Source organism: Candidatus Tiamatella incendiivivens (genome assembly GCA_015522635.1).
In the GTDB taxonomy this organism is placed as follows: domain Archaea; phylum Thermoproteota; class Thermoprotei_A; order Sulfolobales; family Acidilobaceae; genus Tiamatella; species Tiamatella incendiivivens.
In genome coordinates this window covers 38,265-54,117 of sequence record WALW01000019.1, presented here as the reverse complement: position 1 = coordinate 54,117, position 15,853 = coordinate 38,265, and the positions used below count along the sequence as shown (strand labels likewise).

Below are 15,853 nucleotides of genomic sequence, written 5' to 3'. Positions count from 1 at the left end.
TCTCTAAAAAAGATGGGATGTAATATGAATATTACATGTACATTTGTTCGGAAACACCGGGTTTCTTTTCTTTTTTCTTGGTCGGAAATATTGTCTCAAGTAGATGCTCAGCTTCCGGTTTACCCATACCAACTTTATTAACGAGGAATTCTTCGAGTTTCTCCCTACTCCATCCTTTCTGCAGCCTTCTCTGAATAAGCCATACTAGATTCTCAAGCATCTCAACTCTAACGTCCTTCGGAAGCCCGAATCTATTATAGAGTGATATAACTGTACTTATTGTGAAGCTTATGGAGTCATGGAACTCATCCTCTCCTAGTGTCTTAGTGCTTAGATCGGATGCAACAACTACTTCTCCATTGATACCATCAATGTATATCTTGGCTAGGGGGGTTTTGTTAAGTACAAGCAGGGCTCTATAGATTTTGAGTTTATCCCCTGGGGGGAGATCGGCTGTTAATACACCTGTCGGAACAGTGATTCTTATCGTGTTAAATTCCTCGTTATCGGTTATATAAAGCTTTACAGGAAGTTTCGGGTTAACAGCAATGAGGCCTTTTATCTTTGGATCCTTTATTTCTCCTACATCCCATGATATCTCAGAGATATCTTGGGCTTCTTCTACGCCTTTCTCAAGCCATTCACGGATTTCTTCGAGTAAGCTCAAAAAAATCACCCGCAATTAATATGATTGTATGATTAGAAAAATAAGGTTACATGTACTCCCATATACCGTATCCTTTATAGTTATAGACAATTGATTTTAAGGCAGTGACCTGTTCAACACTATATCCTATTCCTTCTCTTCCTATACCTGAATCTTTTCTGCCCCCGAAAGGATAGTACCCTACTCCATGCCTTGGATACTCGTTGATATATATTGCTCCAACCTCCAAGAGACGGATAAGTTTTCTGATTTTATTAAGGTCCTTTCCAAATATAGCTGCATCTAACCCGTATCTCCTCTTGTTAGCCAGCCTTAGAGCTTCGTCAACATTCTTAACTGATGTTATGAGAGCTACACTTGCGAATACTTCACCCTTATAGAGCTTCAGCCTAGAGAGTTTCTCGTGATCTAGCACCTCAATGAGAGCTGGTTCTATATATCTCACACCAAGTCTCCTACCTCCAGCCAATAGACTACCTCCATTCGCGAGTGCTTCTCTGACAGCCTCCTCCCACTCGTCAACGGTTGCATTATCTATTACAGGACCTAATTCAATACTAGGATCTCTAGGGTCACCTATTTTGAAGTCAGCTAGTTTAGAGGCTAGTTTCTTCTTCAATCCATCGTAGATAGGCTCCTCCGCTAGTATAAGCTTGATAGAATCGCATCTTTGCCCGGTATAGCTTGCTATTCCAGTTGCTATCTTTGAAGCAGATAATTCTAGGTCAGCATCCTCTAAAACAATAGCTGGATCCCCGCCTCCAAGTTCCATTACGTATTGCTTGATACCAGCTTTCTGAATTAGCTTCAATCCTGTTTTAGTGCTTCCCGTTAGGCTGATTACATTTACATATTTAGAGGAAGAGAGCTCTCCGGCAACTCTCCCGGGCACAGTTAATAGAGTTATTGCATCCTTAGGGAAGCCAGCTTCTAATGCTAGCCTTACCATGAGTATTATTGGAATAGGATCTGCACTAGGTGGTTTTACAGCTATAGCGTTTCCTGGAAGGAAGCTGTAAACCATCTTGTTGACTGAGTCGAATAGCGGGTAGTTGAAGGGGATAATAGCGAAAACTACACCGAAGGGCTCTCTTCTAACAATGCCCTCGCTTTCGAGAGTATGCTCGTCCCAGTCGCCGGGGATATAGTCTCCTAGGAGTTTTCTAAGGTCGAGAGGGGCCCTTCTTAGTCTATCGATTGAAGCCTCAACTTCTCCTTTTGCAGCTTTTATCGGCTTACCAGAGTTCAGCACTAAAGCGTCTATAAGTTCTTGTTTATGCTTCTCCATAAGATCTGCTAGTCGTTGTAAGATTCCGAGTCTCTTGGATCCAGGAGTGTTCCTAGCATTCCACCTGCCCTTCTCATATAAATTCCTCAGAGCCTTTAGGGATTCATCATAATCTAGCTCGTAAATTCCTGCAATCACGGAGTCATCTATTGGTGAGTATATATTCCTTTTCTTGGGGGACTCTACCCATCTTTCATTTATATAAGCTTTGAATACAGGTAGGTCTTTTTCCAGTGTAAATGTATCAGTTAGCGATTTGCTCTTTATTTTCAGGATGGGTTTTTCTTTAATTGATTCCTCTATATTCAAAAATACCACCTCCGCTCTATATGGAATGAGCGGTTTATAGCTATTTGTTATATATAGATTGATTATAGAGGCAATAAACGTTAGAAGAAGGAACTAGGAGAAATATCCTACTTGTATGAGTTCCTCTTTCAGCCACTTCACGTAGAGTTCCACTCTTCTATGGAGTTCCTCTGCAATCCGCTTTGATTCTGGCAAATACAATTTCTCCTTGAGCCTTGTTATCTTCTCTCCAAAGTGATTAATGGAGTCAGAGAAACTCCTGTGATATAACCCACTGGTATAAATGACACGGTATATTCCAATAGCTCCTATAGCATCTAGTTTGTCAGCATCGCTCAAAATCATGGCTTCCTTGGTTTTAGCTGTTACTCCTAGAGAAAAACTATGTGCTATAATGGCGTGCGAGACGTTTTCAATGAAGTCATCAGGGTATTCAAGTCCCCGTAATAGTATTTCCGATATCTTCGAACTAGTAATGGCGTGGTGAAGGTCACTCTGGTAGAATCTTCCTATGTCATGTAGTAGAACGGCAATAGCGAGTGCTTCGTAATCTATAGAGTCATCGTTTCCTATTAATTTTAACGCATAGGCGGCGACTCTCTCAACATGAGGCCATCCATGGCAAGGATCATTCCCCATCGTCATCTTAGAGAAATCCTTAATGAACTTCACCTTCTCATTAGTCTCGAAGAGTGATATCAAATCAGAGCACCACAACTCTGGTTAGTTTTCTTAACACTATATATCTGGTTTGTCTTCTATTTCATGCGTAGGATAAGAGGCGTGCTTTGCTACGATTTATATAGGATGACAAGAAAATAGGTTTTATCCACATCCTGTTATAAACAGGCTCTCCTCCAGATATACACTTATTCATTAATGATTCTTGATATCTGGGGGTGCGCTAATCCTGTGTTAGTCTAACAAACAAGTTAGAGGCAACTGCCAAATACGCCAATTCGTTTTAGAAGTTCTACGCCATTCTATAAGAAATTAGAATTGTCGTTATGTTCACCATAGCTTTAAGATGGCTGCTTAGAAGTGCTCTACAAGTCCCATATAATGGCAGCTTTTCCAGCAAGTCGACTTCCTAATCATAACCCTTACCACCAACTAGCTGGGCGAAGAGGCGTATATCCGGCATCTAGCAGATACAAATAAGCGATTGCATCCTGTCTTATGAATAATATAGTAACAATATATTGTTTAGGATGGCATTATGTTTTAACGTAATTGGTGGAATCAATGACCATACGTTTGCACAGATTAGTCAATGAAATCCCTATCCCGGCATTAAAAACGATCAATACGTATATAATAAACTGCGGGTCAAGGACTGTTCTTTTCGATCCAGGCATGACCATGGAAGGAGCATCAAACATAATGAGCTACTTAGAAAGGAATAATTTCCCACGTCATCTAATCGTTATTCTAACACATTTCCACGTAGACCACGTAGCTGCTACACCACACCTTAACCCAGATGAGGTGTACATGCATAGAGATGATAGAAATCATATCCTAAGAATGGTAGATGAATGGCCTCATGTACTAGACGTTATGAAGAACGTTTTTAGTAAAGGAGGAATGCCAAGAGAAGAGGTTGATCTCCTTGATAAGAAGCATCCTGCAATGAGTAGAATAGACGTTTTCCGAAGCCTAAGAGCGTTAGAACCACAACCAGTACCCGAAGAGTTCACAATAGGAGACTGTACATTCCAAGTGATCCATACACCGGGCCATACGCCAGGAAGCATGGCTATCCACATAGGAGATCGCCAGTACATTATCGGTGATACAGTACTCTCTAATATAACACCGAATATAGCTCTAATAGACTGGTCAACAAATCCCCTTAACGATTACCTTAAATCCCTAAGAAAGCTCTCAGAGCTAAATCCGGTTAGGCTTTATCCAGGGCATCGTGAAGTAATAGAGGATCCAAAAAAGAGAATCAGTGAATTAATGGTTCATCATAATCATAGGCTCGGAGAGGTACTAGGAATCCTAGACAAGTCGAAGGAACCGTTAACAGCTTATGAGGTAGCATCCCAAATGACCTGGGATGTAGCATTCAAAAAATGGAGTGAATTCCCAATAGCGCAGAAATATTTTGCTATAGGAGAGGCTCTCAGCCACTTGAAATATCTCGTGGGAAAAGGGAGAATATCGCTGGACGAATTTAACGGGATCTATAAATTCAGTATCTCATAAACCTCTATCATAACCTGGTGAAGGAGGAGATGAGGGAAAGAGGATAGAATGGGTTTAATTGAAGCTACTTCAATGGCTGTCAGGATAATTATAGGCTCAAGCGTATTTTCATTGATAGGTCTGGGTGGAAACATGGGTGTCATTCTCTATCACTATAAACTATCAGATCGGATCAACGCTTCTCAAAGTATTATAATAATTCTAAGCTTACTAATAGTTCTATCAATACTTACCGTATACTTGTATAGCCTGTATACTGCTAATGCCTCCAGTTTCTACACGATGATTGCTAGCTTTATTGTTGCCTCACTGGGAGAGTATGCATATAGAGATAAAACTAAACGGTCTTTCAAAAAGAGGCTTCAAAAATGGGAGAAAAAAATCCTCGGGTAATAGGTTTTTTAGACACTATATTTTGGCGAAAGGTAATTGATAACATTAAATCAACTACTCCTGAAGCCTTGGATATGTTTGTAGACGACTATGTTATTGGCGCTAGGTATTCTGCTGTTAAGCTCTCGAGCGGTAAAGTGGGTATTGCCTATAGTTATGTGATGGAGGAAAAATGCACTCCATCGGCGAGAGATTTTGCAAGGATATGGAATTTCATTCCACTTCTTTCATCCGATTGTATTGCGGAGAGAACTCTAGGACAGGCGGCCTTCAATGCTATTGGGCAATATTATCTGGGTAAAACGGATTGTGGTAAGAAGGAACTTGTTGATAGGATTTTTGGTTCTTTAAGTAGAAATGATATTGTAGTTTTTATAGGTGCACTAAAGAAAATACCAAACTTGTATGAGTCAGAAGGATACAAGGTATACATACTCGACAGGTGGCAGTCAGGAAGATATATACTTCCTGATTTCTATGCCTATAAAGTTCTTCCAAAGGCAAAAGTGGTATACATTACAGGTGCCGCTTTTTCTAGACCAGACGTAGATCTAATATTAAATCTATCAAAAAATGCTGAATACAGGATAGAGATAGGCCCCAGCTTATCGCTACCACCAAAATACCTAGCCTCAACAGGTTTAACTCATTTGGAAACGAGTATAATTCTTGACCATGAAAAGGTGTTCCATGAGATAAAACTTGGTCGAGGTTACCATGATATAAGAGGCAGTCTAATACACATATCTTGCAAGGTAATATGATAGAATTCTATACCTGTATTTTCTCAGCTGCCCTTGCTACAGTCCAGGATTTAAGTATCGTTACACCAGCGGATAGTACTGAAAAGCCTATCAAGGCTGCTAATAGTGATGCAGTTATATTAGGTGGCTGGCTCACAGCGAGGTTTATGCTTAACAGGAAAAAGTAAATGCTACTCCCAAGTAGAAATACCGATATAGTGGCTAGTATTCCTTCCTTGATCATGTCACTACTAATTTTTACCCCCATAGGAACCTAACCACCAATCTAGCTGTGGACTCGAAACTTTTAAACATACCTTCAAGTTTATCGTAAAAGTTACTAGGCCATAACCCCAAATTACGTATGATGTCCCCATTAACCGAAGGTTCTTTGAGACCGAGTGCGTAATAGATGGGATCCAAGGTAGTTTGGCCTTTGTACCAGTAGTAAAATATCAAAGCTAAGAGTCCAAGGAGTGTTACCATTGATTTCACACTGAACCCTCCTTTTCCTTTCAGAGTGAACATTCTTCTGAACTCTCTTCGTATGAGGCCCCATGCAAATATTAGAAATCCTAAACCTAAGATTTCAGGGATATACCTGGGAGCGCTGCCAAACCATTGCTGGAAAACATAGTTGATTCTATCTGAAATTATAACTATATATCCATATGCAAAAATTGATGCGACTGCTACGAATAATCCTATTGGAATTGATTGGTGCCAGGCTTTATCCATCTCCAACTCTAGGATATCTCTTCTAATAATGCCCTTAATTCTCCTAAAAGCTTCCTCAGGAGTTAATAGTAGGAGATTAATTAGCGTCTCACCAAACTCCCTTATGAACCAGGAGAATATACCTATAACCACGAGAGATACTATTAGAATTGCAAGCCGGGACTCCGTGAAAACGCTCCAAATATCAGGTAGTGGAGGAGGAACACTCAGTTGCTTAGCTTTAACCGCTTCAGATAATCCAACAATTACACCGGCAGTTCCTATAGAAAGTGCAATAGGTAAAACATAGTATAGAATTATAGTGAAACTTGTGAGTAGGAGAGATCCTTTCATTCCGATTCTAGGTACACGTTTTCTTAGTATCTGCCTCCAACCACGTGTGAATGGGTGAAGGTACAGTAGTATTAGTGTGGTCAATAGGATAAGGTATACTTCCCGGAATCCCACCCTACCCGATCCTAGAGCTAAAAGCAGGAGACCATATAACAATACTATTATTCGCCCAGTGTTTTCTCCTTTAAGAATGACTACTAGTTCAAGTAAAATTACTAGGAGGGAGAGGGCTCTTATCGTCAAAATGAATAATTTTGCAGTGGAAATGCTTCCGAGAAGAGGAGCATGGAAAATCACTTGATTTGAGAGCATATCTAAGGGAGGAGTATGTGGAGTATACCCTATTTTGATATCGATATAGAGAATATATGAGGTATAACTCACTATTGCTAGGAGGAATAATATTCCTATTCCTATAATTAATACCTGTCTGTTAATATATTTTCTTTTCAAGTTCCCGATGCTGACCAGTGGAATCACTTTCCTTGTTCTAAGAACCAAGGCCAGTTACACCCGTTCTCAAAGCTTCAATACGCAATAATGTTTTTGAGACAAAATCTTCAGGACCGACATTCACTACAGTTATACCTAGCTTCATCAGTTTCATTACAAGGGCTTCTCTCTCTTTAACAGAACGTGACGCATATAGCCGGTAGACTAATCCTTGTATTCCGCGCAACCCCTCTAACTCGAAATAAGGGGTAAAGGGAGATATGATTATGATATCATTTCTTAGGCTTCGAATTTTAACTAGAATATCTATAAGTTCATCGAACTCTTCTTCACCCATCTCTAAATCACTGAAAATAATGTATAGCCTCCTCCCCCTACTTCCTATGCTTGTGAATACTTGTTTAACAAGACGCGGGAAGTCAGGTGACCAATCATTATGCGGCCAGTCAACAGCGGATAAAGTTCTTATTATAGAAAATATGTGAGTTCTACCTCTAGCAGGTCTTACTATAACTGCCCTTTCTTTCGAGGAATATGCAAGTCCAATGAGATCTCCCCTTCTAATAAGATGATCGGCAATAGCTGCTGCACCCCTGACCATGTACTCGAACTTAGTTTTTCCAATAGTACCGTATCCCATGGAACTCCTCGTGTCTAATACTAGGATGACTTCTAAACTAGTTTCCTGCTCGAATTCCTTAACCATAAGCCTTCCCGTCCTTGCGGTGGCTTTCCATTCTATCAGCCTATAATCGTCTCCGGGTACATATTCTCTAGTCTCAATGAATTGGGTTCCAATTCCCCTTCGTCTAGAGACGGATCTTCCACCAGGCATGTAAATTGCTCCTGGAAGGATAGTCTTTTTCACGATCGGCTCATAGAGTGGTTGCACCATGATACAATTCTCAGCATTTAATTCTATATCCTCCGAAAAAAGGCCTGCAGGATCCCGAACTCTAATTATGGGACCCTTAAAGCAATGTCTTCCAAGAACCGGGTTAACCTTATACGATAATTCAACATAACCTTTTGAGGGTACAAGTATGACACCTATGCTGGAACCGTCAATAAGCTTGAACATAGGGGGGTACGAATCGTGTATTTCGATAGATTCTAAAGGAGTTACCGAGTCATTGACTAGTCTAACCGATACGTCCAATAGCTTATTTTCAATAGCTGGTCTACTGAATATTCTTAGTGGTTTTAGATCCGATGCTGCTCTAATTTTGAATTCAAAAACTATCTTGGAGGTAAGGAGGAATATAACGAGGAATGATGCAATAGCTGTTGTCGACCAGACAGCACTATCGGGGACAATGAATACCATACCATATAATAGGGCGGATGCTATGAGGATTCCTTTTCCTCTCCTAGTTAGACCCCATTTACCAATACTTCCCATCATGGCACGGGAACCTTTTTCAATACCTCATCGATAACTTGACTAGATGTTTGTCCTTCTATTTCTGCTTCAGGTTTAAGTATGACTCTGTGAACAAGGACTGGTTTGGCTGCCTTTTTAATGTCATCCGGTATGATATATTCCCTTCCATTTAAAAAGGCAAGGCTTCTTGATACTTGGAGCAATGATATAGCTGCTCTAGGAGAACCGCCTAGCTTTACAGAGGGATGCTTCTTAGTCTCTTCGATTATGTCAACGATATATTCTAGAAGTTCTTCTGAGACGTGAATATTCCATAAATTATTCATTAGAGATGAGAGTTCTTCTTTTCCCGCAACAGGTTTAATGGGCCATTCTTCGATTTCTCTAAGCCTTTTCAGGACATCCATCAGCTCGTTTCTCGTAGGATAAGTTATTTCGAGTTTGACTAGGAATCTATCAGTTTGCGCTTCTGGTAAGGGGAAAGTTCCTTCTAACTCTATAGGGTTCTCCGTTGCAATCACCATGAAGGGTTCAGGCAGAGGCAATGTGTTTCCTTCTATTGTAACCTGCTTTTCCTGCATTGCTTCAAGTAAGGCGGATTGAGTTCTGGGGCTAGCTCTATTTATCTCATCTGCCAAGATTATGTTTGTAAATATAGGGCCTTTCCGGAGGCGGAAATCACCGCTTCTAGGGTCGTAGACCATTGTCCCCACTATATCAGAGGGAAGAAGGTCTGGTGTAAACTGAATTCTCTTGAAAGACAAGTCTAGAGCAGATGAGACTGCCTTAGCCATGGTGGTTTTAGCTATGCCAGGGACACCTTCTAGTAAGATATGCCCGCGGGCGATTAGAGAGGAAAGCATTATCATTATATCCTCCCGCTTTCCTACTACAACCTTTTCCACTTCTCCTAGTACCTTTGTAGAGAATTCTTTACCTATGGTCGGGTCTGGAATACTAGTATTTCCTGACGCCATATTCTACACCCTTAAAACCTTTTTTGCTGCTTTCAAGCGTGTAGCCGAGTTTCTCAAGTATAAACTCGGCCTCACGAGCCCGGTTCTCCAACGTCTTACTCCACCTTAACACTAGTGGGGTAAACCTTCTTTTACCTTCATATTTATCCCTATAAGAAACCATCCACCTAGAAAAATCAAGGAGGTATACCGGGCTAAGGTTGAGGATCCTCCCAACAGCTTCAGCTTTGGGGGGATCTTGAGAAATTTCTTTGAGAGTAATCCCAAAATGTTCTTTAAACACCTCGTCTAATATGAAATTAAGGTTGTATAATGCCTTCCTGATTTCATCCTTGCTCAATTTCTTTGCTGAAACAATTGTCTGCCTATATCTTGATTGGGTTAGTACTGTTACCTCTGATATAGTATAGTCTTTATCGTCATCAACCGACTCGTATGGGAAGCCCATCTTCAAAAGCCTGTAAGCTAGATAGGATGCTAATCCTACTATGGGGACGCTTAGCAAGGGCATCTTAGCTAGATATGACAGAAACTCCCGTTCCGCCCCCTTCTCAAGCACGAGGAAGAAGTATGTCAACATTGCAGGATGAAGCATTATTGGTAGAGGCACTTTCAAGTACGATTCTGTTGCTTCTGTAGTATTAGCGTTTTGGGGGATTTGGGGAATATACTTGTGGTAATGGGATGAATCAATTATAACAGTTACATTCTTAGGATCATCTCCATGGGATAATGCCTTGAAAACGATTAATGCAAAACGAGTGTAGTTCATTTCTCTGGTGGAGGATCTCAATGCCGTGTTGAGGAAAATGGTGCCGTCACCGAAAACAGCTATACTCCTATATTCGCTTCCAGTATTAGAGGGTATGAATACCCCGATCAGGCGTCCTTTATAGTCCACGGATAGAATAGCGTTTTTATAATACTTGTTGAGAGATATGTTTGATGCTATGCTAAGCATTAATGTGAATTTTTGTATACTATTCTCCTTCCAGGAGAATGTATAGATGGATGGAACATTCAGTACAGCAGGATCGTATGGTGAGCCATCTGGCCCTTTTAAAAGATTACCCGTTACTTTTATTCCTAGTGGGCTTAGTAACTGGTTGCTAGTTATATTTTCGTCTCCTACTAGAAGTGAAACGTTTCGATTTCTGATACTGCCGAATAGTTCGGTTGCTTCATTGGTGGAGATGGGATAGTCTGGCGATATGAAAACTAGGATAACATTATTAGTTTCTGACTTGTTAATGGACTCTAGGAGTTGACCCCATGTAGTTGGGGAGTATACAGTGTAGTTTTCTCTTGTAAGTAGATTGTAGAGATCGCTGGTGCCAAGCCAATTGGTATTGTATGGAGAAGGGGTTCCCTCAAATGCTATATTGATGAATAATGATTTGGGAGCGGAATATATAGAGGCCACTAATGCAACCAGTAAGAGGCCAAGGATAAATGTCTTAAAGTTCACTTTCCTCCACCCTCATAAGAATGTTTCTGCACTTCTCTGCGTCACTTCCTGTCGGTTCCCGTGGCGAGTACTTTGCCTTCTCAATCAACTCTACAATGGTATCCCGCGTCTCAACTAGGGGTGGTAATCTTATTTTACTAAGATATTCTCGAGGCGTCTCCCAGGAGTTCATAGGGTATCCGAGCCAGCTAAATATTTTTACGAGTTGTTGGAAGCAGAGCATTATAGCCTCTTTAGGATTCTGAGGATTATATATCCTGTATTTGAATCTGTTCACAATTTTCCCAGTTAAGAATGATAGTTTTGCATTTATGTAATGTTTGTACCTGTAAAGTAGGTATACTCCACTTGCAAGTAGGCCGATTAAAATCGAGTACTTAAGGATATCCAACAAGCTAATCCCGTATGAGAAGTTTATCGAAGGTTTACCTGTAAAACTCGGTACTTGAGGTATTTTAGGTGTACTCGACTGCTGGCTTCCTTGCTGTTCACTACCAGTCCTGTTTAGCATTCGATTAAGGTCTGTTCCATAGCTAATGGAATTCCTGCCTTTGTTTTCTGAGAGATCCGATAATAGTTGAGCGAATTTAGCCATGTCAACTGATCCATTAGTCTCATTAAGAAATGTAGAAGCTAGAAGGGCGAGTTTCTCAATGGTATTTATGTCAAATGGAACATTTTCCTGTTGGGTTAAGTTTTGGAGGTACAAGTTGAGTGCTTCTCTTGCTTTCTCGTAATTCTCATAGTTCCTGGTTTGTAGACTATTATTCATGTCTTCCAGTATTTGGTTTAACTCGGGATTAGAGGATGTTGTGTTTAGTGTTGCTAGTATTTTCTGTAATTCCTCGATACTCACAGTAATATTTCCCAGTAAAGGTGCGTGACGTTCTAGTTCATTGGGAGTTAATGATGATTGAGAATATGTGTCTATTGAATTTGATGCCAGCAAAATCATTAGCAATGCAAGGATTCCTATACTGGTTGCTTGTTTCAACACCCTGAGCCCGTATTTCAATTAGTGATGTATCTATGACATAAAGGTTTCTTACCGGTTTAGCCTTCTAACCAGAAATGCTTTTCCTCTGTACTCTACTATTAACGCGTCTCCACAGGATTCTATTTCCTCTAGTATAGTTTTTGGATTCAAGCTTTTCTCTTCTAAGAGTTTCTCTAAAACATCTATTCTCATAGGATGAACACTAATTATTCCTAGAATACTTTCGACAGGTTTTTCCGGGTCAATGTTGAATTCCCCTCCTTCGAAGCCAATCAATAACTCAACTTTATCGCCTAGATGGTCAGTGAATATATTATATGCTATTAGAATTGTTTTCTCGCTGGGAGGTGATACCCAAGGCTCAGCTGGAGGTCTTGTTGGGACAGCTATGTAAGCTATTGTCGGATCCACTTTTCCAATGAACCCTGCTATACTATCTAACTCTTCAACACTGTCATTTACACCAGCTACTAACATTGTCTCAGTGACTAGGGTGCCAGAGTATGAAGAGGCAAATTCTAGTACGCCGTTTAAGACACTATTCAAGTCTAGGCTAGGATGGGGTCTATCTATTTTCTTGTAGATCTCATTGGATACTGCATCTATTTTAACAGAAACCCAGTCAGCGTTAAATAAATCGTTTCTCACATCTTCCATCCATAGGAGTGAGCCATTAGTGATGACTGCTATATTAGCATTGATATTTTCCTTTATTTGTTGAATTTCTTTTCCTAGATTAATATCAAGTGTAGGCTCTCCGTCCGGTACGAATGTTACATAGTCAATATTCTCTAAACTGACTTTCTCCACTTTACTCTTCACAGCATCAAAGATGGATCTCCAGTCGTAAAAACTCCTCCTAGTAGCCTCAAGCCAACGAGTCCTGCCAAGCTGGCAATAGATGCAAGAGTAACTGCAGTGTTTTGGCGGAATATTATTAACACCCAAACTACGCCCCAGCCTCCTACTAGGGACTGGTCCAAAGGCAATTTCCAAGGAGTTCACCGGGTCTACATTTCCAGGGTACAATATAAAATAATGACATAAGATAGGGTTTAAGTGGAATGAGTTCAAACTTTATTGTAAAGCCTTATCTGGGTTCGAACTCTTAGGAAGTTCAATACTGCTGCATTAACTAGCAATACTATACCATATATAAACAACCCTAGAATTCCCGTCCATTCCCTAAATCCGGTGAGATAATCGTGCGCTGCACTATGTATATGACCTGGCTTAGTTAATAGTGGTATCGGTGAGAACGACATGAACCCTAATAGTGATAGGATAGGTATAATTATAAAGGCTATTCCACCTAGGAGCGTGACTATAAACCCTATTGTCAGCCAAACTGACCGGTCTTTATATAATTCTATATTATCTCCGCTACTGGCAACTGTTATAACTTTTTCACCCTTGAATTCTAGTTTTGTCCTTAGAAATCCGAAGATTCTAGCGAAGATAACGCCTGTTATAAGGCCTAGAATGCCCATTGTAATGAACGATTCACTTGCTACGGGATTAACTTTGTACGCGTAGAAACCGTATCCTAGTAGTCCTAGTGACGCTAGTATACCGAGATATATGAATGCTAGAAGTATGGATATCCATATACTAGAATCTTTCCAAACTCTAACTGAGCTGCCGGATACTGTTGATATGAGGGCTTCACTCGGCTTCATGTCAGCTTTATGTTTTAGGTGAGACAAAACGGCAGTGTATATTCCTGCTACTATACCGGCTATAAAGAAGGAGAGTCCTGTTCCAGTATTCTGGTTGAAAACGAGGAGTCCCTCTATGATTAATATAAGTGCAGTTAACCCGGAAATAATTGCTCCAATAGTTATTAATACGGAGTTCTTTTCTTCTATTTCAACAAACCCGCCATTGCTTGTTTGAACGTTATATTTCAAACTTTACACCTCATTCAATGATTAACAAAGATGTTTGAGCCTCCTTTTAAAGACTATTATAATTAGCTGAACAGTAGGCTATCAATGTGTCAATACAGGTACATTTGAAGGGTAGAAGACCAATCTATTTTGACTAGCGATTCTCTCGTTTAGGTACGGGATGTAATTTACTGGCTATAGGAGGGGAGAAAGGAGTGATTCGTGGTTTACTGGAAACGTATTCCCCGGTTTTTCAAGCTTCTATTAAGTAGGTCTGCGTGTTCTAGAGTCAAATGGTACTCGCTGATCGCAACTAATTTAATCTCGTCGTTTAACTTGATTTTGTTCAATATAACTTTCCCTTTATCGAAGTCGACAGTGTATATGAAAACGTTTCTCGAAGATAGGTACTTTTTGACATCAGCGTCTTTCACAGCTTCAATTAATCCTCCTGCAGCAAATATTCTGACATGTACTATTATATCGCCTGGCAGGTTCCTTTTCGCAATTTGCTTCATTAAATTTACAAAGCTTTTCACATTATCTTCGATCGGGGTTTCTCCTCCGAACTGTAGGAGTGTAGTCTGAGGGTTGAATGATACTAGTTTCTCCGCTAACTCCGCCTCGTTCTCACCTGGTTTTACAAGGAAGTGATAAGTGACTCCTCCGCTGCAGTCTATGAAGGAGGCTTCTGTGGCTGCTGCTATACTACTGCAAATAATGTTTCCTGGAGCAATTACTGCTAACTTATTCACTCCTAGGTCGCTGGCAGCTTTCCCCACTATTCTTCCTGTAAGGACTCTCAGATAGATTTCTTCCTCGAATGTGGTTAGAGGCATTTTAACCACCTTACAGTGTTCCTATATTTGATTATGTTAATGAAGTTGAAGTGTTAAAAATTTTATGATATTATTTTATATACAAATAAAGAAAGTTAAAAAAATAAATAATTAGATTTCAATTGAAAAACCAACTCCGCCAATCCTATATGCATTCGGTGCAGCATTAAGGAGCAGCCATTGAGCTAAGGGTCCCGTGCAATGCCCAGCGACTAGGAGACCAAGATTTCTACCAGCTAGATACGATGAAACCTCCCTTAGCCTCGACTCGCTAGCGCCCAACAAGTGAAGACCGCCAACTAAGCCGTAGACATTCCCGAACAGCTTATCAGCATGGCTCATAATATTTTCGACACCAGAGTGCCCGCATCCCGTCATGACGACAACGCCTTTTCCAGTAATTATCCCCACACCAGTATCATCAGGTAAGCTGTCCTCAACTACATTACCATCTATAACCCTAGCCATACCACTAGTATGACTGGGGCCGGCATCCCTAGGTATTTCACCCATTGTTTTAACATTTGGTGTTATCTGTACAGACTCCCGGGAGAAGAGAAACTTAGCTCCTAACGACTCCAACTGATCTCTCGTAAATGGTATGCCTATATCCCTTAGAACTCCATCCAAGATATTAGTATATGCTGGGACGAATAGATCTGGATGTGATATTATAGTTATACTCGATGATCTTTTCTGGAGAAGCTCTTTTAATCCACCTGTATGGTCATAATGACGGTGACTCAGTACTACGTAGTCTATATCATCCGGGTCTACTCCAATAACACCTAAATTATAGAGCAAAGGCTTCCCAGTGCTACCTGTGTCAAACAGTATTCTTTTATCATGCTCAAGATCTTCTACTAATGCGGAAAACCCGTATTCACCTAGCATCTTCGTTGGTAATGGAATAGAGTTATCCACCAGTATTGAGATTCTGACCTTAGCCACTGAATACCACCCAGAATATATTTATGAGAGTTACTGGTGGGGCCGCGGGGATTTGAACCCCGGACCACGAGGGCCCAAGCCTCGCATCCTGGCCATGCTAGACGACGGCCCCTTACCCATACCAACACTTTGGATAGGGCGATTTATTTCTTTTACTCGCTCCGAGAGTGGTATTTATATTCTCTATCATACTCTATCCTTCACCGGTGT

At 40.6% G+C, this 15,853-nt stretch carries 16 protein-coding genes and 1 tRNA gene; 3 read left to right on the top strand and 14 right to left on the bottom strand.

Features of this window, described 5'->3' with window-relative positions:
* Positions 1–31: 31 nt before the first annotated feature.
* From F7B60_03595 to F7B60_03585, 3 genes are all read right to left on the bottom strand, one after another.
* Positions 32–667, bottom strand: a complete 636-nt coding sequence (locus F7B60_03595; GenBank protein ID MCE4614592.1) for a hypothetical protein — start codon at positions 665–667, stop codon at positions 32–34.
* A gap of 46 nt (positions 668–713) precedes the next feature.
* Positions 714–2,258 (bottom strand): aldehyde dehydrogenase family protein, encoded by a 1,545-nt coding sequence (locus F7B60_03590; GenBank protein ID MCE4614591.1) that lies wholly within the window; start codon positions 2,256–2,258, stop codon positions 714–716.
* Between the two features lie 99 nt (positions 2,259–2,357).
* A complete protein-coding gene (locus F7B60_03585) occupies positions 2,358–2,966 on the bottom strand; it encodes an HD domain-containing protein (protein MCE4614590.1) in 609 nt (202 codons plus the stop codon).
* 543 nt (positions 2,967–3,509) lie between these two features.
* Here F7B60_03585 and F7B60_03580 point away from each other — a divergent pair.
* From F7B60_03580 to F7B60_03570, 3 genes are read left to right on the top strand one after another with little or no spacing between them, the layout of a single operon-like run.
* Positions 3,510–4,478 carry an MBL fold metallo-hydrolase gene (locus tag F7B60_03580; protein MCE4614589.1) on the top strand — a complete coding sequence of 323 codons (969 nt, stop codon included), beginning with the start codon at positions 3,510–3,512 and terminating at the stop codon, positions 4,476–4,478.
* A gap of 48 nt (positions 4,479–4,526) precedes the next feature.
* Positions 4,527–4,871, top strand: coding sequence for a hypothetical protein (locus tag F7B60_03575; protein ID MCE4614588.1), 345 nt, complete (start codon positions 4,527–4,529; stop codon positions 4,869–4,871).
* Positions 4,847–5,635, top strand: coding sequence for a hypothetical protein (locus F7B60_03570; GenBank protein MCE4614587.1), 789 nt, complete (start codon positions 4,847–4,849; stop codon positions 5,633–5,635). The genes F7B60_03575 and F7B60_03570 overlap by 25 nt, the downstream gene beginning before the upstream one ends.
* A gap of 7 nt (positions 5,636–5,642) precedes the next feature.
* Here F7B60_03570 and F7B60_03565 read toward each other — a convergent pair whose 3' ends face one another.
* The 11 genes from F7B60_03565 to F7B60_03515 all read right to left on the bottom strand — a co-directional run bounded on the left by F7B60_03565 (position 5,643) and on the right by F7B60_03515 (position 15,755).
* Positions 5,643–5,882 (bottom strand): hypothetical protein, encoded by a 240-nt coding sequence (locus F7B60_03565; protein ID MCE4614586.1) that lies wholly within the window; start codon positions 5,880–5,882, stop codon positions 5,643–5,645.
* Complete coding sequence (locus F7B60_03560) at positions 5,873–7,186, bottom strand: hypothetical protein (GenBank protein ID MCE4614585.1); 1,314 nt, start codon at positions 7,184–7,186, stop codon at positions 5,873–5,875. Before F7B60_03560 ends, F7B60_03565 begins: the two co-directional genes overlap by 10 nt.
* Positions 7,176–8,543 (bottom strand): DUF58 domain-containing protein, encoded by a 1,368-nt coding sequence (locus tag F7B60_03555; protein ID MCE4614584.1) that lies wholly within the window; start codon positions 8,541–8,543, stop codon positions 7,176–7,178. Before F7B60_03555 ends, F7B60_03560 begins: the two co-directional genes overlap by 11 nt.
* Positions 8,540–9,499 (bottom strand): MoxR family ATPase, encoded by a 960-nt coding sequence (locus F7B60_03550; GenBank protein ID MCE4614583.1) that lies wholly within the window; start codon positions 9,497–9,499, stop codon positions 8,540–8,542. The genes F7B60_03555 and F7B60_03550 overlap by 4 nt, the downstream gene beginning before the upstream one ends.
* On the bottom strand, positions 9,480–10,967 hold the full coding sequence (locus F7B60_03545) for a hypothetical protein (GenBank protein MCE4614582.1): 1,488 nt from the start codon (positions 10,965–10,967) through the stop codon (positions 9,480–9,482). The genes F7B60_03550 and F7B60_03545 overlap by 20 nt, the downstream gene beginning before the upstream one ends.
* Positions 10,957–11,961 (bottom strand): DUF4129 domain-containing protein, encoded by a 1,005-nt coding sequence (locus F7B60_03540; protein MCE4614581.1) that lies wholly within the window; start codon positions 11,959–11,961, stop codon positions 10,957–10,959. Before F7B60_03540 ends, F7B60_03545 begins: the two co-directional genes overlap by 11 nt.
* A 51-nt stretch (positions 11,962–12,012) precedes the next feature.
* On the bottom strand, positions 12,013–12,960 hold the full coding sequence (locus tag F7B60_03535; GenBank protein ID MCE4614580.1) for a radical SAM protein: 948 nt from the start codon (positions 12,958–12,960) through the stop codon (positions 12,013–12,015).
* A 74-nt stretch (positions 12,961–13,034) separates the two neighbouring features.
* Positions 13,035–13,874, bottom strand: coding sequence for a hypothetical protein (locus F7B60_03530; GenBank protein ID MCE4614579.1), 840 nt, complete (start codon positions 13,872–13,874; stop codon positions 13,035–13,037).
* A gap of 206 nt (positions 13,875–14,080) precedes the next feature.
* Entirely contained in the window at positions 14,081–14,692 is a 612-nt protein-coding gene (locus tag F7B60_03525) for a hypothetical protein (GenBank protein MCE4614578.1), read from the bottom strand.
* 111 nt (positions 14,693–14,803) lie between these two features.
* Entirely contained in the window at positions 14,804–15,643 is an 840-nt protein-coding gene (locus F7B60_03520) for an MBL fold metallo-hydrolase (GenBank protein ID MCE4614577.1), read from the bottom strand.
* A 34-nt stretch (positions 15,644–15,677) separates the two neighbouring features.
* Positions 15,678–15,755: transfer RNA gene (locus F7B60_03515), tRNA-Pro, on the bottom strand.
* Between the last annotated feature and the right edge of the window lie 98 nt (positions 15,756–15,853).

What these genes read in the sequence shown, in the direction of transcription:
- F7B60_03580 (MCE4614589.1), top strand. Translation starts at nt 3,510, where the DNA reads ATGACCATACGTTTGCACAGATTAGTCAATGAAATCCCTATCCCGGCA.
- F7B60_03575 (MCE4614588.1), top strand. Translation starts at nt 4,527, where the DNA reads ATGGGTTTAATTGAAGCTACTTCAATGGCTGTCAGGATAATTATAGGC.
- F7B60_03570 (MCE4614587.1), top strand. Translation starts at nt 4,847, where the DNA reads ATGGGAGAAAAAAATCCTCGGGTAATAGGTTTTTTAGACACTATATTT.
- F7B60_03565 (MCE4614586.1), bottom strand. Translation starts at nt 5,882, where the DNA reads ATGGGGGTAAAAATTAGTAGTGACATGATCAAGGAAGGAATACTAGCC.
- F7B60_03555 (MCE4614584.1), bottom strand. Translation starts at nt 8,543, where the DNA reads ATGATGGGAAGTATTGGTAAATGGGGTCTAACTAGGAGAGGAAAAGGA.
- F7B60_03550 (MCE4614583.1), bottom strand. Translation starts at nt 9,499, where the DNA reads ATGGCGTCAGGAAATACTAGTATTCCAGACCCGACCATAGGTAAAGAA.
- F7B60_03525 (MCE4614578.1), bottom strand. Translation starts at nt 14,692, where the DNA reads ATGCCTCTAACCACATTCGAGGAAGAAATCTATCTGAGAGTCCTTACA.